We start from the raw sequence: 21,702 nt of genomic DNA, 5'->3' as shown, positions 1-21,702 counted from the left end.
TCGTCAGGCTCATAACCTGAAGGTCACAGGTTCAAATCCTGTCCCCGCAACCAAATTAAATAAAAAGCCCAAGGATCATAACTGGCCTTGGGCTTTTCGCTGTTCGAACGAACGCGTGGATGCAGGCGTCTCTGGATCAACTCGGTCTTGCCTGGTTTAGGTCAAGTCCTTGACGAGTTCGTCACCAACGCCGATGGCGCGGGAGCGCGGAACAGCATGCCCTGTTGTTCATCCGTCTTTACCACAACGCCGAGGAGATCGCCGTTGTACCCGCCGCGTGGTGTTTTTGGGCGTCTGAGGATGATATAGAACTGCCGTCAGGCGTATCTCAAGGTCGCGGATCGCCCGATCCTGACGATACGCGATGGTTTTGGCTTTCATTGGGGCGAGGCGGCGCGCTGACTTGCGGGGGTCAACGGAGAGATGACTGTGGACTGTGAAATGTCTCCGACGCGGGAAACGGAATCGCGGTCTTCGCAACCCAAACTCCATGAACGCCCGCCTATTGGCGCGAATGACGCCCAAAACGCCACCCTGTTTCATGAGCATTGGTGGTTGGACGCCGTTTCCGGGGGGCAGTTTTCAGAGGTCGAGGTCTCCGAAGGGAACGAAATTGTTGGTCGGCTTCCCTACGTCGTGATCAGACGGTTTGGCTTTACTCAACTCATGTTGCCGCCATTTACACATGCGCTTGGTCCTTGTGTCGTAAAGAATGACGGAAAATACCAGACAAAGCTGAAGAACCGGGTCGCAATTGTTAAGAAGCTGATAGAGCAGCTTCCAAAGCATGACTATTTTTTTCAGATTTGCGACCCGTCATGTCAGGATGGCTTGGCGTTCGCAGATGGCCTGGCGTTTCAGGAATATGGCTTTCAGGTTCGAACACAATATACCTTCCATATCGATTGCCGCGACACTCCTGACGTGCTGCTCCAGCAAATGCACCCCAGAGCGCGACGCAACATTCGGGCCTCTCAAAATCACTACAGCGTCGTTTCCATCAATGATCCCGACGTATTTACAGAATTTTACAACAAGTGCTTGCTGGCTAAAGGATTGAAGTCGAACCTTCCTTTGGAACGATTTTCAAAAATCCATGCGGCGTGTTGCGCGCGAGGCTGCGGAGAGATTTTCGCTTGCCTCGATGAAAGCGGTTCGCCGATCGCCATGACCTTTGTCGTCTGGGATCGCCGGGTGATGTCTTACTTGTTGACGGTGCGGTATCCAGAAGCGGGCGACAAGGGATCGGTGAACCTGTTGATCTGGACGGCGATGCAAAAGGCCCATGAATTGGGGCTGATATTCGATCTGGATGGCGTCAGTACGACCGGCACCGCCGAGTTCCTCAGCCATCTTGGCGGAGAGCTGAGGACGCGAATGATCGTCACCTCAGCGCGACCGTTGTTTTCCACCTTTCAACATTTCAAGCGCATTCTGGGATACGGGTCCTCGTCGAGCTATTCGTAGGGAATAATGGCTGCAGAATTTTCAATCATCATTCCCACGTTTCGGCGACCGGCGCAGCTCCGTGCGGCGTTGGAGAGCGTGCTTGCGCAAGATGGCGTCAACATCGAAGTCTTCGTCGTCGACGACAGCCCCGAAGGTTCGGCGCGTGATGTCGTAGAGACGCTCGCGGATTCTCGCGTGGCATATCGCAAGACTCCCGAGCCGACGGGCGGGCGCCCCTCCATCGTGCGAAATCTGGCGATCGCCGAGGCCAGTGGCGACTATCTCCACTTTCTGGATGATGACGATCTCGTGCCGGAAGGGCATTATCTCAGGGTCAAGAGAGCGTTTCTTGACCATCCCGACGTCGGAATGGTGTTTGGTCGGATCGAGCCGTTTGGCGATTGCTCCCCGGAGCAAATGGCGCACGAGAGGCTTTATTTCAGCAACGCCGCGCGGAATGCGGCGGCATGGGGGCGGATTGGGACCCGATGGGGCTTTGTCTCGGAAATGCTGTTTGGCGGCACCTTGCTGGTGTGCAGCGCCGCGGTCGTGCGCCGCGCGTGCGCCGTGCGGCTGAACGGGTTCGATCCCACGATCAGGCTCATGGAAGACGCGGATTTCAATACGCGCATGATGCGCGCGTTCGGCGCGCTTTATCTCGACGACATTGTGTTGAAATACAGAATCGGCAGTCCTTCCCTGATGCATGATCCTCATCCCGATGCGGTTCAATTGGCGCGGGAACGCGAAGGTCGATTGCAATCCAGGAACAGATATCGTCAGGAAAGAGGCTCGATCGAATATTACGGACTGGCCGCGCTCTTTGTCCTGAATTCCTTGCGGCGCCGATCTGTGAACTGGATGGCGAAACGGGCGCATCCGAAGCCGAGCTGAGGATCCGAGTTCGCCTAGCGCAGGCGCGGGAGCCGCAGCGAGAGCGGAATTGGACATGCGCCCGAACATCGAAACCGGTTCGAACATCGGGAAACAGTGGCTTTTCGTTAAGCAGGCGAGTTAGCGGCGCATTGATATCTTTCTGAGCATGATCTGGATCAGATTGCTCGAAACGCCGACGGACAAGGACGAATGCCTGACAACTCGGACAAGGGTGCAAGCGCGGCTCCGGAAATCGGAAAAGCAGCGGCGTCCGGGGTCGCCTGGACCGTTTTGCTGAACATCGGCAGCCGCGTGGTGACGCTCCTCAGTCAACTTGTCCTGGCGAAACTGCTCGCGCCGGCCGAGTTCGGCATTCTGGGGCTCGCCTACACCATCACCTTTTTCTTCAGCAGCCTGACGAGCTTCGGCATAGAAGACGTTTTTCAGCAACGTCATACCAGAATGCGCTTTTGGGCCACGCAAGCCTTTGTGCTCAGTCTTGGCGCGGCCACCCTGGGGGCCCTGGCCATGGCGGCCTATGCCCCGATCGGGGCGAAGCTCTATCATGATGACGAAGTCGCGCGCCTTGTCTGGATCGTCGCGGTCAGCCTTCCCATCGCGGCGCTGTCCACCGTCCCGCAAGCCAGATTGAAGTCGATGCTGCGGTTCAAATTCCTTGCCGTCTACGGCTCGGTGGAACTGGTGGCGACGCAATTGCTGATGATTGTTTTCGCCTGGCGCGGGTTGGGGGCTGTCAGCTTCGTTCTACCCTTGCCACTCCTGGCGATTGTGCGCGCCGTGGTGATGTGGCGAACCGCGCCGATGCCTTTGCGTCCCTTTCGATTGGCGAAAGGAACAAGCCGCATGCTCAGGCGAGGCGCGAGCGTATTCGGCATCAGCATGCTCTACGTCTGCATAAGCCAGGGTGATTTCATCACGCTGGGACTCCTCGCGACGCCAGCGGTTGTGGGGACTTATTACTTCGCCTACCGGATCGTGTCGCAGCCCGTGTTGATGTTGGCCTCGAATTTTTCCAGTGTGTTGCGTCCGACTCTGGTCACATTGAATCGCGAACCGGTCAGGCAGCGGGATATCGCATTCAAAATGGCGGAATTCCTCGGGCTCGTCACGGTTCCCGTGTGTTTCATGCAAGCCGCGATCGCCGACCCAGGGCTGCAACTCGTCCTGGGTGCGCGCTGGATGGAGTCTGTTCCGCTCATCCAGATTCTCAGCATCGGTCTTCCTCTTGACGCCGTCTCATGGGCGGCGGGCAGCCTTCTCCAGGCGCGCGGAGGTTTTTCGAAGCTCCTGGGCTACCAGTGCGTTAGCGCGCCGTTCTTCTTCATTTTTGTCGGTCTTGGCGCGATCATGGGGTCGTCCGTCGGCGTCGCCATCGGCGTCAGCGTGTACTACATCTTGCATCCGATTTATCTGACTTCGATCGTTTTCCTCAAGGAAGGGATCAGCATCCGGCGTATTCTCTCGTGCTTTTATGTCCCGGTTCTCTTGGCCGGAACGACCATCGGCGGCGCTTACGCGGTGTCGCAGGCGCCCATGCTCAGCGGCAGGCTGATCTTGCAAATCGCTGTCGTCGTCGTGCTCGGCGGGTGCGCGTATCTTTTGGCGGTTCGACATTGGGCGCCGCATGTCTATCGCGATGTTCGCGACAGGCTCCGCCACGTGTTGCCGATCGAGCGCGTTGTCTCGCGCACGTTGAGCGTCGGCAGAGCCAGAACCTGACATGGGTTTCAGTCGAATGATGTTTTTCTATGGGCTATCCCGTTTCAAGCTTTTTTTCGCCTGCCTTGGCGCGCAGCCGAAAATTCACGGGTGCGTCTGGTATCGCGGCTTGGGGAGATTGTCTCTTGGCAAAAACACTGTTCTCGACGCCCGGCAGCGCCCGATCGAATTGTATGTGAAATCCGGCGGGCGATTGGACATCGGCGAGGACGTCATCATCGGCTCCGGCGCTTCCATCGAGGCCACCCATTCGGTGACGCTGGGCCGCGGCTGTCGCATCGGCATGTATTGCAAGATTCTGGATACGAATTGGCATTCGCTTCGGCAACGCGATCAGGTTCCGCGTCCGATTCCGATCGAGGTCGGCGAGAATGTCGTGCTGGAGGACAATGTCATCCTGCTCCCGGGCGCGCGCATCGGCGACAATGTCACGGTCCGCGCGCGTTCCGTCGTGTCGCGGACGATCCCTCCGAACGTGGTGGTTTCGGGATATCCGGCGCGGATCGTCGAGCGGAGGCGGGCGCCATGACGTTCAAGGTCCTCAGCAGAATTTTCTATCGGTTGATCGACGCGCTTTATTACGAACCGCGCGCGCTCCTTGTGCTCCGTGGCTGCGCATTGGCGCGCGGCGTCCGGGTGGAGGACGACATCGTGCTGGCGGCGAAGGGCCGCGTCAGCATCGGCCGGCGTGCGCACTTTCGCCGTGGAATCGCGCCGCAGGAGCTTTTGTGCGACGCCGGGGCTGAGATCGTCATTGGTGAGCGCGTCGTTTTCAATTATGGCGGCATCATCAAGGCCTCACGATCCGTCCGCATCGGCGCCAACTGCATGATTGGATCGTTCGCGCGGCTGGACGATTCCGCGCCGGAGTTCGAGACGACAGGTCCGATCGTGGTCGAGGACAATGTGTGGATCGCGCATGGAGCCGTCATCGCGCCAGGCGTCAGGATCGGCCGTGGCTCCGTGGTCGCCGCCGGCAGCGTGGTGGCGCGCGATGTGCCCGCGAACACTTTGGCGATGGGCAACCCCGCGCGCTGCTTTCCGCTCGAACTCGTGTCGAGTGGCGAGGATTTCACGGGGGACGTTTCGAGCCGCCGTGGCCAGGAGGGTCGAGCGTCCGGCCAAGAAGCCGCCGCGCCGTGACCGATCACACCTCTTGTACGGTGAGCGGGGGGGCGCGGAGATAGGCGGCGACCTTGCGCTTGGCCGCTATATCCTTCCACACCGCCTCCACCTCGGCGACGCCCAGCCCGCAGGCCGAGGCCGCGTCCTGCGCGCAAACTTCGTTCTCCAGCGCGTAGAGGCACAAGTCCATCGTCCGGTGATCGACCGAGAAATAAAACTCCTCCTGGTTCTGCGGCATCGACCAGGTGTCGGTCGTCGGCGGACGCTGGCTGATTTCGGCGGGAACGCCCAGATGCTCCGCGAGCTGGTAGACCTGCGTCTTGTAGAGATGCGCGATCGGCTTGACGTCGGCGGCGCCGTCGCCGTTCTTCACGAAAAAACCCTGGTCGTATTCGAGCCGGTTCGGCGTGCCGGCCACCGCATAGTTCAGGCGGTCGGCGTGGTAATATTCCATCTGCTTGCGGGCGCGCTGCTTCATGTTGGCCGCCGCGATGATCGCGAGATAGGCGTCGTGCGGCAGGCGTTTGCGTTGCTGCGTCCCGTCAGGCGCGCAAACCACCAGGGTCGAAAGATTGTAGCCCTTGGCGCGCATGTCGTCGTCGAGCACGACCTTGCAGGTCCAGCCCGGCCCGTATTCCGGGATCACCGAGCGGATCGCGGCGTCGCGGCGGGCGTAGCAGCCGCTGGCTTCTAGAATGCCGTAAATGTCCTCGGTGACGGCGGCAATCCCCAGTTTTTCCGCGACCATTTTTCCAAGCCGCAGGCTTTCGGGATCGGAATCCTGCTCGGGCATGTAAACCGCGAGCACCCGCTTGGCGCCAACAGCTTCGACGCAGAGCGCGGCGGTGACCGAACTGTCGATGCCGCCGGAGAGCCCGACGATCACGCCGCGCTTGCGGAAGCGATGCAGGACCTGTTCGCGCAGGGCGGCGGCGATGCGGCGCGTCTCGGCTTCCGCGTCGAGACGCAAGGCGGCCAGCGAGAAGGGGAGGGGCGCGACGATATTCATGACTGGGCCTCCAGGAGCGCGGTTTCGCGGCGGCTGATCTTGCCGTTGTCGGTTTTGGGCAATTCGGCGCGGAACTCGACGAATTTCGGCACCATGAAATCCTCGAGACGGGCGGCGCAATGACGGATGACGTCGCGCTCGGCGAGCGCGACCCCCGGCGCCAGGGCAATGACGGCTTTGAGCGCCGCGCCCAGCACCGGATCGGGGACGCCGATGACCACGGCCTCCTTCACCCCCTCCAACTGGAACAGCACGCTTTCGACTTCCTTGGGGCTGACCTTTTCGCCGCGCGACTTGATGATGTCGTCCTTGCGCCCGACGAAATAGAGAAAGCCGTCGGCATCGGTTCGGAAGAGGTCGCCGGTGTGCAAAACCTTTTCCCAGGGGTGGGGGCCGGGGCGCAGCGCTCTGTCGGTGGCCTCAGGGTTGCGCCAATAGCCCTTCATCACATGGGGGCCGCGAATGACGAGTTCGCCGACCACGTCAGGCCCGACCTTTTCGCCATTGTCGTCGACGACATAGGCTTCGGTGCCGGGAATGGCGACGCCCACCGACGACGGCCGCGACTTCAACTCGCTGGGCGGCAGGTATGTGCAGCGCTTGCATTCGGTGAGGCCGTACATGGAATAAAGCCGCGTCGCCGGAAACAGCTCTTGAAGGCGCTGGATATGCGCCGGCGGCAGCGCGGCCGCCGTGTTGGTGATGTAGCGCAGGTCGAGATCGCCGGGCTTGAGATCGCGCATTTGCAGGATCAGCGCGGCGATGGTTGGCACAATGGGAAAACCGGTGACCTTCTCCGCGCGGATGCGATTAAAAATCGCCTGCGGGAAGGCGAAGGATTTTTCCAGCACCAGGGTCGCCCCGACCTTGGCCGCCATCAACACTTGATAGAGGCCGTAGTCGAAGGAAATCGGCAGGACGTTGAGAATGATGTCGTCGGGCGTGTTGTCCAGATAGGTCGTGATCGAGGTCGCCGCCGCGACGACGTTTTGGTGCGTCATCATCACGCCCTTGGGAAAACCCGTCGAGCCCGAGGTGTAGACCAGCATGGCGAGATCGCAGGCGATCCCCGCGAAACGCAAAGGTTTTTCGCGCGGCGCCAGCGCTTCGGCGAAAGGCGTTTCGTTCGCCGCAAGATCGGTTTTGCCGCCGGCGACCAGCACGGTTTTGACAAAAGCCTGCTCGGCCAGAGCGGCGCGCGCGGTCGCCAGCAGGCGCGCGATGGTGATCACTGCTGTCGGTTTGCAATCGTCGAGGATGAAGCGGAGTTTTTCGGCTTTGGTCGAGGGATTGACCATGCAGAACACCGCGCCGGCCTTGAGCGCGCCGAACAGGCCGACCACCGCCTCCCAGCAATTGTCGGCGAAGATGACGACGCGGTCGCCGCGCGCCACGCCCCTCTCCGCCAGGGCGGCGGCGAGCGTGCGCGCGGCCTCGTCGAGCGCGCGATAGGTCAACCGGTTCCCGCCCTCGATCAGGGCGAGCTTGTCAGGACAAACCTGAGCGCTGGCTTCCAGAAAATGCTCGACGCGCATGAACGTGCTCCCTTATGCGGCGGCGGCCAAACCCTTCTTCCGCGTGACGAAGGCGACGAGGGCGTCGATCGTGTCGAGATTCTCGGGGACGATGTCGGCGTCGGCGATGGCGATGTCGAAATGGCCTTCGAGGAAGGCGACGAGTTCGAGCACGCCGGTGGAATCGATCATGCCCGCCTGGAGCATGGACTGGTCGCCGGCCATGTCGTTGACGTCGTCAACGAACAGCAGGTCCTGGGCGATGAAGTCGCGGATGTCCTTTTCAATCATGTCTGTCTCCATTCAGGCCGCAGGGGCGCGCCGTTGCGCCGCGCCGCGGAAAAATTGCTCGCTCCAAAGCTGCCCCGAGAGCACCCCGACCAGCGCGGTGTTGTCGCGAAAACCCGGCGCGCCGCCGCCCGCGCATTTGCGCGCCAGTTTTGTGACGGCGCCCACGTCGAACAGGCCGGCGGAGGCGACGGACGCAGGCGACAAGCGCTCGGCGACGTAAGTGGGCGCGTCCGCGCCGAAGAAGGAGGCGCTGTCGGGGGCGCGATACGGCTGCTTCGGCCGATTGCCGATGGCGGCGGGAAGGCGGTTCGAAAAACTCTCGCGCAAAATGTGCTTTTCGCGCAGCCCCTTGAGTTTTAAGCGCGCGGGGACGCGGGCGCCGAATTCGACGACGCGGTGGTCGAGGAAGGGAAAGCGGCCCTCGACGCCATGGGCCATCGCGACCCGGTCGCCCTGCGCGGACAGGATGTAGCCTGGCAGCAGGTAGGTCGTTTCGAGATATTGCGCGCGCGCCAGCGGCGTCCAGCGCATGAATTCGGCGGGCAGGTCGGCGCGCAATTCGGCGAGCGCGTCATAGCCTTTGAGCGCGGCTTTGAGGTCGCTTGAGAAGAAGGCCTTGGCCTTGGCCGTGGTCTCGAAACGCGGCAGATGCGAGAACAGCGGATCGTTGACGCGATCGAGCGCCATGCCGAAAAAGGCCTTCAGATAGGCCGGGCTCTGCGCCTGAAGCCCGGGAAGCCAGGGGTAGAGTTTTCCGAACAGCAGGGGACGCCACGCCGAGTCCGGCTGGCGCGCGCAAAAACCGCGCACCTTCGCCTCGCGGAAAATGTCGTAGCCGGCGAACACTTCGTCGGCGCCCTCGCCGGTGAGCACGACCTTAAAACCGCTCTGACGGACGAAGTCGGAGAGCTGGTAGAGCGGCGCCGGCGCGGTGCGCAACACGGGCTGCTCGATGGCGCCGATCACGCCGGGGAACATCGCGGCGATCGAGCTTTTCGCGCAGGCGATGGAAGCGTGCGCCGTTCCCAGCGCCTCCGCCATCTGCGCCTGGAAGGCGCTCTCGTCGAACTCGCCGCTTTCAAAAGTGACGGAAAAGGTTTTGAGTCGCTGCGCGACGATGTCGGAGGCGAGCGTGGCGGTGATGGCGGAATCGAGCCCGCCGCTGAGATAGGCGCCGACGGGAACGTCGGAGCGCAGGCGGATGCGCGTGGCGTCGGCGAGCAGCGCGCGCAATTCCTCCGCGAGCGCCGCCTCGTCGACGCGCGCGGCGGCGTCCTCCGCGGCGGTCGGAAAGGACAGGCGCCAGTAGCGGCGGATTTCGACCTTGTCCGGCGTGGCGATCATCACGTGGCCGGGCGGAAGCTGCTGGATGCCCTTGAACATGGTGCGCGGCGGAATGGCGCCCCAGAGCGTGAACAGCTGATCCAGGCCGATGGGGTCGGGCCGCGCCTCGACCTCGCCGGTCGCCAGCAGCGCCTTCACCTCGGAGGCGAAATAGAGGCGGTTTTTCGCACGCGTCCAGTAAAGCGGCCGCACGCCCATGCGGTCGCGCGCCAGCATCAGTTTTTGCCGGCGCCGGTCCCAGAGCGCGAAGGCGAAATCGCCGTTCAGGTCTTGGACGCAGGCCTCGCCCTTGGCGCGATAAAGCTCGAGGATGACCTCCGTGTCCGACTTCGTGCGGAACCGCGCGCCGCCCGCGACGAGCGCGTCGCGGAGTTCGACATAGTTGAAGATTTCGCCGTTGAAGCTGATGGCGAGATCGCCGCTTTCGTCGAGCAGGGGCTGGTGGCCGCCCGAGAGATCGATGATGCTGAGCCTCGTGTGGCCGAGCGCCACGGGACCGTCGACATGCACGCCGCTCCCGTCGGGGCCGCGATGCGCGAGGGCGGAAATCATGCGTTGCGCCAGTTCCTTAGCGGCAGGATCGGCGCTCCGTCCCAGAAAACCTGCGATGCCACACATGCGCAATCCCTGAATCATTGGGAAGGAGGACACGTCATTACGGAAAACATGATAGGCGGCGCGGATATACGCAGCAAACGAAACCAAGAATCTTAGTAAACTGTGATTCATTTACGAAATATTGTTAAGCTCGGCTTGCGCCGGGCGAGAATTGGCTGCCGAGCTTCGTCGGTCGCGGCAAAGCCGAACGCCGGTTTTGCGCGGGCGAAGCCAAATAGCCACGCCGGTCGAGCGCCGTCCCGCCCGCCGCGATGTGTTCCAAATTTTAATTCAGGGTTATAGGATTCCAGCTACCATCGCATGATCGTTCTTTTCCGCAGACCGAATGAGATGCACGCAAAGAAGAACTTCCTTATCATCAGTGCGCATGACTTTCGTTCACGTCGCAAAGCCAATATGCATTTCATTGCGAATGAATTGGCGAAACGCGGAACGACACGTTTCTTTTCGACGAGGTTTTCAGAAATAACGCGCTTCCGGCCCGATCCTCGACACGATCTCTACGATCGCGCAAACAGGGTCGAGACAGTCAATGACGTGGATTGCTATCTTTGGAAAACCCCTGTTCACGCATTCAACACGCGCTTGAAAGCGTTGCGTCCAGTCGAAAACCTGTTTTTCCGCATCTACCAGAGCGCGGCGCCCGAGATCCTCAAAACCTGGATCGAGGAAGCGACCACGATCATCTTCGAAAGCGGATACGCCATCATCTTCTTTGATCTGGTCAAGCAGCTTAATCCGGACTCCCAAACGATTTACATCGCCTCCGATGCGATGAAAACCATCAACGCCGCGAGTTACCCAGACGAAGTTCTGCAAAACGTCGCGCCGCAACTCACCAGCATCGCCGTGCCCTCACGCCTGCTGCGCGACGAGTTTCCTGGGAATGCGCGCGTCTTCTACGCGCCGCACGGGATCGACCCCTCGATCAAGGACCAGGCCGACCCAAATCCCTACACCGCCGAATTGAACGCGGTTTCCGTGGGCTCGATGTTGTTTGATCGAGAGCTGATCCGTTCAGCCGCGGATCAGATGCCCGACGTCACATTCCATGTCATCGGATCCGGCGACAAATGGCTCACCGACAGGCCCGGCAACGTCGTCGTCTATGATGAGATGCCCCATCGCGAAACGTTGCGTTACATCAAACACGCAACCTTCGGCATCGCGCCCTATCGCGGCGAGGCGCCGTTTTACCTCGCCGACACATCAATGAAGCTGATGCAATACGAACTCTTCGGTCTTCCCACGATTTGTCCGGAGACCGTCGTCGGAGACAACCCCATGCGCGTCGGCTATGACGCGTCGGATCGCGACTCCGTCAAGAGAGCCATGCTTGCCGCCATGGCCATGCCGCACGCGACAAAACGCCAGTTTTTGACTTGGACTGACGTCGCCGATCGGATCCTCGCGCCGGACCTTTTTGAGGACACAAAGTTGGTCGCCTGATCCGAGGGCGCGCGCTCCATCGGAACGCGTGCGCCCATTCGCAGCTTTCGCTTTCAGGTCAACTCGTTCGACGGTCGCGCGCGAAACTGGAACACAGACCACGCGAAAACCAGGATGTCGAGCGTATAGCGGCGCAGTAGACGCTTCGGCTCAAGCGCAAGTCTGAACAGCCATTCGAGCCGCGCGCGCCGCAGCCACATCGGGGCGCGAGGCGTGGCGCTCGAGACGTAATCGAACAACGCGCCGACGCCGAAAATCAGACGGCAGTTCAGGTTCTTTGCGTGCGCGTCCATGAACAGCTCCTGCGTGGGGTTGCCCATGGCGACGAGCACGACGTCCGGACGCAAAGCGGCGATTTCAGCCACGACCGCCTGCTCCTCGCATTTTTGGAAGTATCCGTCGCGATAGCCGACGATTGTATGTCCTGGAAATTGCGCCGCGAACGTCTTGGCGGCTTTTGCGACCACGTCCGGCTTCGCGCCAAGCAGGAAGATTCGCAACGGCCGGCGTTGCGACTGCAAAAATTGCGGGACAAAGTCGGTGCCGTTCAAATTCGCGGGAAAGCCCCGCCCGGTCATCAGCCGAGCCATGAGTTCAATCCCGATGCCATCGTTGAGCACCAGCATGTTTGAAAGCGCCCTGCGATATGCGGGGTTGGAATAGGCGTAGTTCGTGGAATTCGTGTTGCAAAAAGCCACGAGACAGGGCTCGTCCCGTTCCATGCCCGCCGCGACTCTGTTGAGAGCCGCGTCCAATGTCAGACGCTGGACACGCATCGGACCCAGGTTGAAGCTGTTGCTGTCGATCGGATCCTCGGTCTTCGCCGGGCAAGACAGCCGCGCGGCGCAGGCCAATACGGAGCGATCGAACGTCGTCATCTCGGCGCCATTCGGCATGGAAATACCCCACGCTTGAGTTGTTGAGCAAGGGTTCGGGACTGCTTCGGAGACCGAAGCTTTTGTTGCTCTCCTGCAAGCGGCGCCAGATCCGCGGGTGGATGGCGTTGGCGCAGATCGGCGCCAATTTGGCGCAGAGACGGGGCGGCGCGGGCGCGTGAACCGCGCCATTTCAGGTCAGCGCCCGCGCCGCCGGTCGCCGCCCTCCGGCGCGGAACGCGGAAGAGTCGGTTGAAGAAGAGGCCTGGGGGCGCCGTCGGCCCAATCAATGCAGATTAGCGAAAAGTTAGATTTTCATCTGCTTCAATCGCCCGCAAAGCGCTCCAGTCTCCGCGGCTTCAGAAATCATGAAAATTATCCATGTCGTGCGACAGTACTGGCCTCTTGTCGGGGGGCTCGAAGAGTTCGTCGGACGCCTGGCGCGAGAGCAGCGCCTCGCCGGCGCCACGGTCCGCGTCGTGACGCTCGACGAGAATTTTGCGGCGCGCGGCTCCAGGCTCAGCCCGCGCGATGCGCATGACGGGGTCGAGATCATTCGGATTCCGTTTTACGGTTCAACGCGCTACCCCATCGCTCCCAGGGTGCTGGCCCAGCTTGCCGGCGCTGATCTCATTCATGTCCATGCCGTGGATTTCTTCTTCGACTTCCTCGCTCTCACGCATGGCCTGCGGCGATGCCCCATTGTGGCGACGACTCATGGCGGCTTCTTCCACACATCGAAGCACACACTCCTGAAGCGCATTTGGTTCAACACGATCACACGTCTGACAGCGTCGTTCTATCAAGCGGTGATCGCGAGCAGCGTCAGTGACTACGAGACGTTCAGCGCGATTGCGCCGAAGAATTTAAGGCTCATCGAAAACGGGGTTAATATCGAAAAATTCCAAGGGGCTGCGAGCCTGCGTCCCGTCAGATCCCTGATCACGATCGGGCGTTTTTCACATAACAAGAAATTGGATCTCCTCCTGGAGTCATTCCGTCACCTTGTTCAGGACGGGGAGGATTGGCGCCTCGATATTGTGGGAATGGAGTCCGACTGGACGAGCGAACTCTTGCGCCGCGAGATTGTCGCGCGAGGGCTTGAGGACCGGGTGAGCGTCCATGTCGGCGCCGACAACGACGCCATTGCGCAGTTGATTTCACGCGCGAGCCTTTTTGTCAGCGCGTCGGCATACGAAGGCTTTGGCATCGTTCTCGTCGAGGCGTTGAGCGCAGGCCTTGTTCCCGTGGTTCACGGCAACGACGCTTTTCGAAGCTTTGCCGCGCGACATGGCGCGATCCGCGTTTCTGACTTCACCGATCCCGTGGCGAGCGCCGAGGCGATCCGCAAAGCGTTCGTCGACCTCGCGACCTCGCCCCACATGCGTGATGACCTGCGCAAGATTTCTGAAGGCTTCGCCTGGCCGCAAGTCTCAAGGCATTATTTTGATCTTTATCGTGAATGCGTCGAAGCGGCCTCCTCCGGCGTCCAGAAGCCGATCCCGACTTGAAGAGGACAGAACGTCATGTCCTTCTCGGCTCCGCCAGAGCGCTTCCGTCACAGCGGCCCTTGGGGCGCTCAGGTGAGCGTCTTGCTCATGGTCGCCCTTCTCGTTTTTTCGAGTCATCACGCTTTCGCCTTGGTTCTGACCGGACTCAATCTTGCCGGCGCGGAATTCGGCTCCGAGAAAAGCATTTACGGCCAGGGTTACATTTACCCCTCCGACGACGATCTGGATTTCGTCGCCAAGCGTGGTTTCAATGTCATCCGCCTGCCCTTCCTCTGGGAGCGATTGCAGACCCAGCCCGGAGGCGAACTGGAGCCGGCGGAGCTGGCGCGACTTGACGACGCCGTTGCGCGCGCCCGTCGACGAAAACTCGCAGTGATCCTTGATGTTCATAATTACGGGCGTTACCGGGGCGAACGCATTGGCGACGCGGGCGCGCCGACAGAAAAATTCGCCGACTTCTGGAAAAGGCTCGCTGCTCATTTCGCCAATCAGGAAGGGGTCATTTTCGGATTGATGAACGAGCCCTTCGGGATGATCAGCGAACACTGGGTGGCCTCGGCGAACGCCGCTATCGCCGCGATCCGCGCGGCCGGCGCTCATAATCTTGTGCTGGCTCCCGGCAATGCATGGACGGGCGCGCACAGCTGGAACGCTTCATCCTATGGCGCGCCGAACAGTGTGGCGATGCGCGCGATCGCCGACCCTTGCGAAAACACGGCCATCGAGTTTCACCAATATTTCGATCAGGATTTTTCCGGCACGAAGGCCGCCTGTCAGCCGCCGGAGGTCGGCGTCAAGGCGCTCAAGGAGGCGACCGATTGGCTGCGCGGCCAGAAACGCAAGGGGTTTTTGGCGGAATTCGGGACGGGGCCCAGCGTCGCGTGTCTGGCGACGCTCGATGCGGCGCTCAGCCATCTGGACCAGAATGGCGATGTGTGGCTGGGATGGACCTATTGGGCCGCCGGCGCATGGTGGACTCCGGACTATCCTTTGTCGGTCGAGCCGCGCGCCGGCGCGGACCGGCCGCAGACGCGGGTGCTTGTGTCACACAGGAAGCGCCAAGTTGACTCGACCAATTCTTGTGTTTCATCCCTTTCGAAATGACGGCGGCATTTTCGCGGCGGAACGGATCGTTCGGCGACGCTCGTCGGTATGGTTAGAAAATTATTAAACAGTTCCTCAGCATAGTGATCTCCGACTCATCAGCCATTGTTCGCGCGCGCAAAGGACCGTGAGCAGAAGCCGATTGCGGCAAGGAGCCTTTCTCAGATGGGCGGATTCAATACTCTGCCTTTCGGCGACAGTCGGCCCGACACGGTTCAGGACAGATTTGAGCTTTCCAGTCTCATCGCGTTCCTGAAGCGCCATGCGCGATGGATCATCGTTTCGGCGAGCGCCGCCTTGATCCTGGGGCTGGCGTTTTATGCGCTCGCGCCCACGCGCTACCGCTCCGTCGCGGAATTGGTCGTCGACCCGCGCGGCATTCCCGTTTCCAAGAGCGATGCCGCCGCGGCGGCCCAGGGAAGCGACGGTCTGCTGCTCGATCTCGAAACGCAGCGCTATTTCCTGTTGTCGAGGACGGTTCTTGGCGCCGTTGTCGACAGCGAGCATCTCGACAGCGACGAACGCTTCCAACCTTCGGGGCGCATCCGAGCGCTTTTCGGCCTGAAACCCACGCCGGAAGATCGCAGGGAATCGGCGATCGTCCAGCTGAGCAACGCGGTTGAGGTGTCTCGGGGTGAGCGCGCCTATATTCTCGATGTCATCGTAACGACAAGCAGCCCCGAGCTTTCCGCGCGTCTCGCAAACGCCATCGCGCGCACGTTTCTGGAGAAGCAGAACGTCTCGCGCAACCAGGCGGCGCAACGCGCGAGCCAGGCGCTCACCGAGCAGGCGGACCAGCTGGCCGAAAAAATTCGGAAAGCGGAAGCAAAGGTCACGCGATACAAGGCCGACCATGATCTCTCGACATTCGATGGCAAACTGACCATCGAGCAGCAGATCAGCGACGCCAACCACCAACTCGGCCTGGCCCGAACGCAAGCCGCCGATCGCCTGGCTTATTACGAGGAAGTCAAACGCGTCGAGCAATCGGCGGGCGACGCCTATTCCTTGAGTGGCGCGGCCCTGTCGCCTGTCTTGAACACTCTCCGTGCGCAATACGCCGCATTGCTGCAGAAAAAAGACGCCTATGACGTGCAGTTCGGGCCGCTGCATCCCAGCGCCGTCGAGTTGCGCCAGCAAATCAAGGGCATGCAAGTCCAGATCAAACAGGAGATCTCCCACCTCGCCAAAAGCGCCTACAGCGCCTATCGCCAGGCCAAAAGCAAGGAAGACGCCCTGCAATCGGTCCTGACGAAGCTGGACAACAAGAATTTTGAAATGAGGGATGCCGTTGTCGAGCTGAATGCGCTCACGCGCAACCTCGAGTCGTCTCGAACACTCTATCAGTCGCTCACATCGCGTGCGAAGGAGCTTGAGGAGAAACAACAGGTCAACGATTCGACATCGACCATCATCAGCGAGGCCGTGCCGAATTTCAAGAAGTCAGGACCGTCCTTGCTGCTCATCCTGGGCGGCGCGCTGATCTTTGGCATCGGCGTTGGCTCGGCGCTGGGCTATGTTCACGATCTTTATGGCGGCGGCGCCGGCAAGCCGGAAGCCGATGTCGATCGATTGCTCGGCATCCCCGTGCTCGCCGAATTGTCGCCGGCGGAGCTGGCGGATGCGGGAACGGAAGCAAATCCGAATCTTGCGCGACAGATGCGCCGCATCCTCAAGCCGATGACCGGCGCCGAATCTTCGGACAGTTCGCGGGTCATTCTGCTTTGGGGCCTCGAAAACGATTCCCGCAGAACGCAAATCGCGTTCGATCTCGCCGCGACCGCTTACGCCGACGGTCGGCGTGTGACATTGGTCGACGGCGATCTCGACTCCAACGATGCAATGGAGAGTTGGCGTCTGAGGAAACAACGACTGGCGCCTGCTCGTTCCAGCGCGCGCTACGCGAACGACCAAAGCTCTGATCGCGGCGCGTTTGCGGTCGCTTCCCTTCGTAAAGCGGGGGGGCTCCTTCGCCGTCGCCCCACCGCCCGAGAGATGCGAAGCGCTTTGGCGCCCCACCTCGAAGGGACCTCGGAGCTCATCCTGATCAGCGCCGCGACCACCGGCTTCGCCCTGGATTATGCGGGGATGGCCGATTTCATTGTCCTGCTTCTCGACAGCGCCAAATTGCAGCCGCGCTCCCTCGTCGACTTGTCCAAGACGTTCAGCGGGGAGGTCGAGAAGATCGCCGGAACCGTCATCGTCCGGGAGGACATCGCCGCATGACATTTGTGGCCGCCGGAGCCGTGACTTTGGAGCGGCCTGCGAAAGCAGAGCCGGCGGCCATCTTCACGGCAGGTCTGGTCGTCGCGTCACTGTGTTTCAATTTCGTCCTGTGCTTCGTCAATACGCGGCTTTTCAGTGTCAATACGGGCGTCGTCATGGCCGCGGAGATGGCGCTGATCGGCTCCGCCTTCGTCCTGGTGTTGCGAGACAATCAGCCATTGTATGCGGTGCTCGCCGCCTATTTGTCCTACGCGGTCTTCCTGGCCTCCATGCAGGGCGCGCTCGACATGAAGTCCGTTCGGGATGTGCTGATTCCGATCGCCTTCGTGTTTGTGGGACGCCGTTTTGGCGACCCCGCGATGGGCGATCGTCTGGTCGCGTTATGCGTCTGGATCGTCCTCGTTGTTGGGCTGTTCGAATTTTTTTTCCTGACTCAATATCTGAAATTCATCGACATCTTCGCCTATTATGTGTCTCGCGGCACGATCAGTTCGGCCGCCGCCGACACGACGGGAACCCACCTTTTTGCGAGCGGCATTCGTCCCGAGGGGCGGAGTCTCTTGCCGTTTCTCGGCGACCATCGTGTGTCCTCGGTTTTTCTCGAGCCTGTGTCGGTCGGTAATTTCGGGGCCATCGCCTTTTCCTGGACGGTGTTGCGCAATTTCAAGCGTCCGCTCCTGATGATGCTGAAGTTGCTGCCGATCGTTGCGATTTTTATTCTGGCCGACGCGCGCTTCGGATTGATGGTCTCGCTGAGTTGTTTTGTTGTTTTTCCGATTGCGAAATCCATCGGACGCGTTCCGATGCTGCTCGCTCCGTTTGTCGCGCTTTGGTTGCTGGCCGTCGTTGGAATTCTCAACGCCAATGTGGCCTGGGACAACGGACTTGGCGGTCGCGTGATGCTTTCTGGCCAGATGTTGTCAGGGCTTGATCTCTCAGAGGTTCTGGCTTTCGTGCCCGTCACGCGCTTCGTGTCGGATTCGGGCTATACATATTTGTTGGCCAAAACCGGTTTGATCGGTTTTGCAGGGCTTTGGGGTCTTTTTATACTGTATCCCGTCAGCAACGATCAGGAATGGCGCTTTCGGGTGTTTGTCGCCGTTTATATCATGGCGCTGTTGACGATAAGCAACTCGCTTTACTCGATCAAAACGGCGGCGCTGCTTTGGTATCTTGTTGGATGCATAGCGGTAAAACAAAGTGTTGGACACATTCGGCGCCAGTAGAGCTCCATGCCGGAGCCAATCGGCGACGTCCCCGCAAGCCGACGCCGAGGCGCAGCCGTTCACCCCGCTTTCGCGATGTCCAAGCTCGGCATCGTCGTTGACGAATTGCGCCGCGGCGAGAAGGCCGCCGCAAGCCGCTCGAAATCCGGAGCCGGCAAGGGCCGCCCAAACAAATAGCCCTGGTAACTCAATTGCCCATGTTGGGCCAGGAAGTCGTATTGCTCCTCCGTTTCAACGCCTTCGGCCACAACGGACAAGTCGAGAATGTTGCCCAGCGCGATGATCGTCTGGGCGATCGCGGCGTCGTTGGCGTCGATCAGCACATCCTGAACGAAGCTCATGTCGATCTTGATCTGGTCGAGCGGCAGGCGCTTCAAATAGGAAAGCGAAGAAAATCCGGTGCCGAAATCGTCAAGAGAGAAGCTGATGCCGATTGACTTCAGCTTTTCCATTTTCGCTATGACGTCGCCGATATTTTTGATCAGCGTGCTTTCCGTAAGTTCCAGTTTCAGAAGATGCGGATTCGCGCCCGTCGTCTCCAGTATCCTGCAAACCTGTTCGGCGAAATTTTTGTGACGCATCTGGATGGCGCTGACGTTCACGGCGACGGTCAGATGCTCGGTCGCCGGATTGGCGGCCCAACGGGCCAATTGACGGCAAGCGATTTCCAGCACCATGGCGCCCAGCGGCAGGATGAGTCCGGCGCTTTCCGCAACGGGGATGAACTCAGCCGGAGGAACCATGCCCCTTTGCGCATGGGCCCAGCGCACCAGCGCTTCCGCCCCCACCAGCCTGCCCAGATGGTCGACCTGCGGCTGGTAGTGCAGCAGGATCCGATCCCTTTTCATGTCTTCCCGCAAGTCGGCCTCGAGCGCGGCCTTGGCGGAAATCATGGTCTGCATGAAGGGATCGAAGAACCGCAGGCCGTTTCGGCCTCCCGCCTTCGCGTCGTACATGGCCAGATCGGCCCGTTTCAGCAGGTCGTCGACGGAGAGGCTTTCAGGTTCGAGGAGGGCGACGCCTATGCTGAGCGTGCAGGGGTAATCGTAGCCCTTCAGATTGTAATCCACGGCAAAGGCGCCGAGGATCCGTTCTCCGACCGTCTCGGCGCGCAACGCGGCGACTTTGGCGTCCCGCGTTCCGAGATCGCCAAGCAGGACGACGAATTCGTCGCCGCCCAGGCGGGAGACCGTATCGTGGCGGTCGACGCATCCCGTCAGGCGTGCGGCGACCTTGGTCAGCAACAGGTCGCCCATATCGTGACCGAGGGTGTCGTTGAGCGTCTTGAAATTGTCGAGGTCGATGAACATCAGGGCGCCGAAGGACTTCTGCCGCGCATTGGCGGCAAGCGCGTCTTGGATGCGCTCGATCAGCAGGCTTCGGTTCGGCAGGCCGGTGAGCTGGTCGTAAAACGCCAGTCCTTGAATCTTCTCCTCGTGGCGCCGCGCCGCACTCTTGCGCATCCGGTCAAAACCGAGCGCCAGCGCGAACAGCAGGACGGAAAACAGGCCCATACAGAAGGCGGTGATCGGCGAGAGGCCGCGTCCGTAAAGCTCCTCCTCGCTCGCCAGCCTCACGATGGAAAGCTCCGCGCCCTTGACTGGCGCGCGAAAGGCGAAATGGCCCTTCAGCTCAGGGAATGCCGCTTCGGGCAGCGGCAGGATGCGACCGGGCGGAAGGCTCGCCAATTCCACGTCCATGGCTTTGTTGAACGAGGGCTTCCGCTTGGTTGGAAACAAGACGACGCCGGTGTTGTCCAGAAGAAACTCGCGCGGCCGCCAGAGCTCGTTGGACGCCATCAGAGGCGCGAGCAGGTCGAGGTCGATGACCGCCTCCACCGCGCCCCGGACCTCGCCCTTGTAGATCACCGGCGCGCGGATCAGCATCAGCCGGTGCGCGGCGTCGATCGAGATGTTCGGCTCGGCGCTGTCCCCCCCCAGGTTTTCCTGCGCTGCGGAGGCTCCCACTCTCACCTGGGGGACGCCGTCGCGGTCGAAAAAGGTCAAGCGCGCGTAGATGCGCTGATCCTGGAATCTCTCCTTCTCCAGGACCTCCTTGAAACTATGCTCGATCAAGGCCAAGCTGGCGAAAAGCCCGTATTTGACCGACATTCCGAGGTCGCGGTTGCCGAAATAGTCGGCGATGACGTCGCTGCCGGCAAGACGGATGACGTCCTGCCGGCGCTCCCTGATGAAGTCGCCGATTGCGGCGCTGCGCGCGTCGCTGGTCGCGATCAGCCGCGCGTCGGCGTTGCCGCGCAGTTCGACCTGCGAGGAATAGAGATTGGCGGTCATGACCACCATCGACAGCGAGAAGATTCCGGCCGCGATCAGGAGCCAGTGATTCGCGAGCTGCCGGAACAGCTTGCCCGGCGCATACCGCATCAGTTTGTCTTCGCAGCAAAAAACTGCGGGAAGTACAGGCGAATGCCGGGGTAGTACTTGTCGACGAGACGGTCATAGTCGCCGGACGCCTTGATCTCCCGGAGATAGGCGTTGAAGGCGTCGCGGAGCTCCGGCGCATCCTTGGGAAAGGCGGTCGCCAGCGTCTGCTGCTCCGAGATCGGTCCCAGCACCTTGATGCGGCCCGCCCATTTGCGCAGATCGAGAATGGCGTCGGGAACGTCGAGCAGCGCAAGTTGCGCCTCGCCGTTGAGAAGCGCGGGGATCATTTCATTGAGGTTGGCGCTCTTCGTGTACTTTTTCAGGTCGACGCCGACGCCGGTCAGCCCGTAGTTCGCGGGATCGAGGCAGGTGCGCTCCATCACCAGCAGGCTCCGGCTCCCGATCAGCTGCTTGGTCGCCTTGATGTCCTCGGAAACATCCGAACCGTCCTTGATCGGCTGGAGATCGGACTCGGCGGGCGCCATCAGCAGGACCTGCGAGGGAAACGTCGGCTCCGAAAACAGCAGGATCGATTCGCGCCACGGCAGCATGGTGAAGCCGGTCGCAATGACGTCGCCCTTGACGGGGAACGCGCCGGTCAGCGTGACGTCGCCATTCTTGCGCTGCACGTCCTTGCCGAGCAGGTCGCGGATCACCGTGTAGAAATCGGAATAGACGAGCTTGTAGGAAACGCCGAGGCTTCTGGCGAAGCCCTGCATCATCTCGACATCAAAACCGTCGCCCGTTCCCGTGACGAAATTCGCGTAGCGGATGCCGATATGGCGCAATTCGCCATTCGCCTTGATCTCGGCGAGATCGGCCGCCGAAACGGCGGTGGAGGCCAATACCGCAGCCAGGGCGACGCCGTGACGACGGCCAAGCAAGCGCTTCCAGAACATGGCGACGACCCTCTCAGACCAATGCGTCGGGGAATGCATTCAAACGATCTGCTCGCCCCTTG

Annotated in this window: 17 protein-coding genes; 10 read left to right on the top strand and 7 right to left on the bottom strand. The window is 60.9% G+C overall.

All coding sequences use genetic code 11. From position 1 onward, the window contains the following. Positions 1-441 precede the first annotated feature (441 nt). The 5 genes from GJ654_RS16110 to GJ654_RS16090 all read left to right on the top strand — a co-directional run bounded on the left by GJ654_RS16110 (position 442) and on the right by GJ654_RS16090 (position 5,208). Positions 442-1,467: a GNAT family N-acetyltransferase gene (locus tag GJ654_RS16110; RefSeq protein WP_196305586.1), complete on the top strand. Its 1,026-nt coding sequence runs from the start codon at positions 442-444 to the stop codon at positions 1,465-1,467. A gap of 6 nt (positions 1,468-1,473) precedes the next feature. Then, positions 1,474-2,343: a glycosyltransferase family 2 protein gene (locus GJ654_RS16105; RefSeq protein WP_155447200.1), complete on the top strand. Its 870-nt coding sequence runs from the start codon at positions 1,474-1,476 to the stop codon at positions 2,341-2,343. A gap of 192 nt (positions 2,344-2,535) precedes the next feature. Next, positions 2,536-4,065: an oligosaccharide flippase family protein gene (locus GJ654_RS16100; protein WP_155447199.1), complete on the top strand. Its 1,530-nt coding sequence runs from the start codon at positions 2,536-2,538 to the stop codon at positions 4,063-4,065. A gap of 1 nt (position 4,066) precedes the next feature. Then, positions 4,067-4,594 (top strand): acyltransferase, encoded by a 528-nt coding sequence (locus GJ654_RS16095; RefSeq protein WP_155447198.1) that lies wholly within the window; start codon positions 4,067-4,069, stop codon positions 4,592-4,594. Then, entirely contained in the window at positions 4,591-5,208 is a 618-nt protein-coding gene (locus tag GJ654_RS16090; RefSeq protein ID WP_155447197.1) for an acyltransferase, read from the top strand. Before GJ654_RS16095 ends, GJ654_RS16090 begins: the two co-directional genes overlap by 4 nt. A gap of 4 nt (positions 5,209-5,212) precedes the next feature. On the opposite strand, the gene nadE is transcribed toward GJ654_RS16090, so the two are convergent. The 4 genes from nadE to asnB are packed head-to-tail and all read right to left on the bottom strand — an operon-like array spanning position 5,213 to position 9,966. After that, positions 5,213-6,199: an NAD(+) synthase gene (gene nadE, locus GJ654_RS16085; protein ID WP_155447196.1), complete on the bottom strand. Its 987-nt coding sequence runs from the start codon at positions 6,197-6,199 to the stop codon at positions 5,213-5,215. Next, positions 6,196-7,734, bottom strand: coding sequence for a class I adenylate-forming enzyme family protein (locus tag GJ654_RS16080; protein WP_155447195.1), 1,539 nt, complete (start codon positions 7,732-7,734; stop codon positions 6,196-6,198). The genes nadE and GJ654_RS16080 overlap by 4 nt, the downstream gene beginning before the upstream one ends. Positions 7,735-7,746: 12 nt before the next feature. Further along, the gene (locus GJ654_RS16075; RefSeq protein ID WP_246664785.1) at positions 7,747-8,004 is read right to left on the bottom strand and encodes an acyl carrier protein; all 258 of its coding nucleotides are present in this window, start codon (positions 8,002-8,004) and stop codon (positions 7,747-7,749) included. Positions 8,005-8,016: 12 nt separating this feature from the next. Continuing rightward, positions 8,017-9,966, bottom strand: coding sequence for an asparagine synthase (glutamine-hydrolyzing) (gene asnB, locus GJ654_RS16070; RefSeq protein ID WP_155447193.1), 1,950 nt, complete (start codon positions 9,964-9,966; stop codon positions 8,017-8,019). 300 nt (positions 9,967-10,266) lie between these two features. On the opposite strand from asnB, the gene GJ654_RS16065 reads away from it, so the two are divergent. After that, positions 10,267-11,415 carry a glycosyltransferase family 1 protein gene (locus tag GJ654_RS16065; RefSeq protein WP_155447192.1) on the top strand — a complete coding sequence of 383 codons (1,149 nt, stop codon included), beginning with the start codon at positions 10,267-10,269 and terminating at the stop codon, positions 11,413-11,415. A 53-nt stretch (positions 11,416-11,468) separates the two neighbouring features. Here GJ654_RS16065 and GJ654_RS16060 read toward each other — a convergent pair whose 3' ends face one another. Further along, positions 11,469-12,482, bottom strand: a complete 1,014-nt coding sequence (locus GJ654_RS16060; protein ID WP_155447191.1) for a WecB/TagA/CpsF family glycosyltransferase — start codon at positions 12,480-12,482, stop codon at positions 11,469-11,471. Between the two features lie 176 nt (positions 12,483-12,658). Between GJ654_RS16060 and GJ654_RS16055 the strand changes: the two genes are divergently transcribed. The 4 genes from GJ654_RS16055 to GJ654_RS16040 all read left to right on the top strand — a co-directional run bounded on the left by GJ654_RS16055 (position 12,659) and on the right by GJ654_RS16040 (position 18,357). After that, positions 12,659-13,801, top strand: a complete 1,143-nt coding sequence (locus tag GJ654_RS16055) for a glycosyltransferase family 4 protein (RefSeq protein ID WP_155447190.1) — start codon at positions 12,659-12,661, stop codon at positions 13,799-13,801. Positions 13,802-13,873: 72 nt separating this feature from the next. Beyond that, complete coding sequence (locus GJ654_RS16050) at positions 13,874-14,905, top strand: glycoside hydrolase family 5 protein (protein ID WP_196305585.1); 1,032 nt, start codon at positions 13,874-13,876, stop codon at positions 14,903-14,905. A 165-nt stretch (positions 14,906-15,070) separates the two neighbouring features. Beyond that, positions 15,071-17,131: a GumC family protein gene (locus tag GJ654_RS16045; protein ID WP_155447188.1), complete on the top strand. Its 2,061-nt coding sequence runs from the start codon at positions 15,071-15,073 to the stop codon at positions 17,129-17,131. Continuing rightward, positions 17,128-18,357: a surface polysaccharide polymerase gene (locus GJ654_RS16040; RefSeq protein WP_155447187.1), complete on the top strand. Its 1,230-nt coding sequence runs from the start codon at positions 17,128-17,130 to the stop codon at positions 18,355-18,357. Before GJ654_RS16045 ends, GJ654_RS16040 begins: the two co-directional genes overlap by 4 nt. Before the next feature lie 59 nt (positions 18,358-18,416). Here GJ654_RS16040 and GJ654_RS16035 read toward each other — a convergent pair whose 3' ends face one another. Continuing rightward, positions 18,417-20,741 carry a putative bifunctional diguanylate cyclase/phosphodiesterase gene (locus GJ654_RS16035; RefSeq protein WP_155447186.1) on the bottom strand — a complete coding sequence of 775 codons (2,325 nt, stop codon included), beginning with the start codon at positions 20,739-20,741 and terminating at the stop codon, positions 18,417-18,419. Next, positions 20,741-21,640, bottom strand: a complete 900-nt coding sequence (locus GJ654_RS16030; protein WP_155447185.1) for a transporter substrate-binding domain-containing protein — start codon at positions 21,638-21,640, stop codon at positions 20,741-20,743. Before GJ654_RS16030 ends, GJ654_RS16035 begins: the two co-directional genes overlap by 1 nt. Positions 21,641-21,702 lie beyond the last annotated feature (62 nt).

The organism is Rhodoblastus acidophilus, assembly GCF_009720655.1.
Taxonomy (GTDB): domain Bacteria; phylum Pseudomonadota; class Alphaproteobacteria; order Rhizobiales; family Beijerinckiaceae; genus Rhodoblastus; species Rhodoblastus acidophilus_A.
This window is presented reverse-complemented; position numbering and strand designations above follow the sequence as displayed.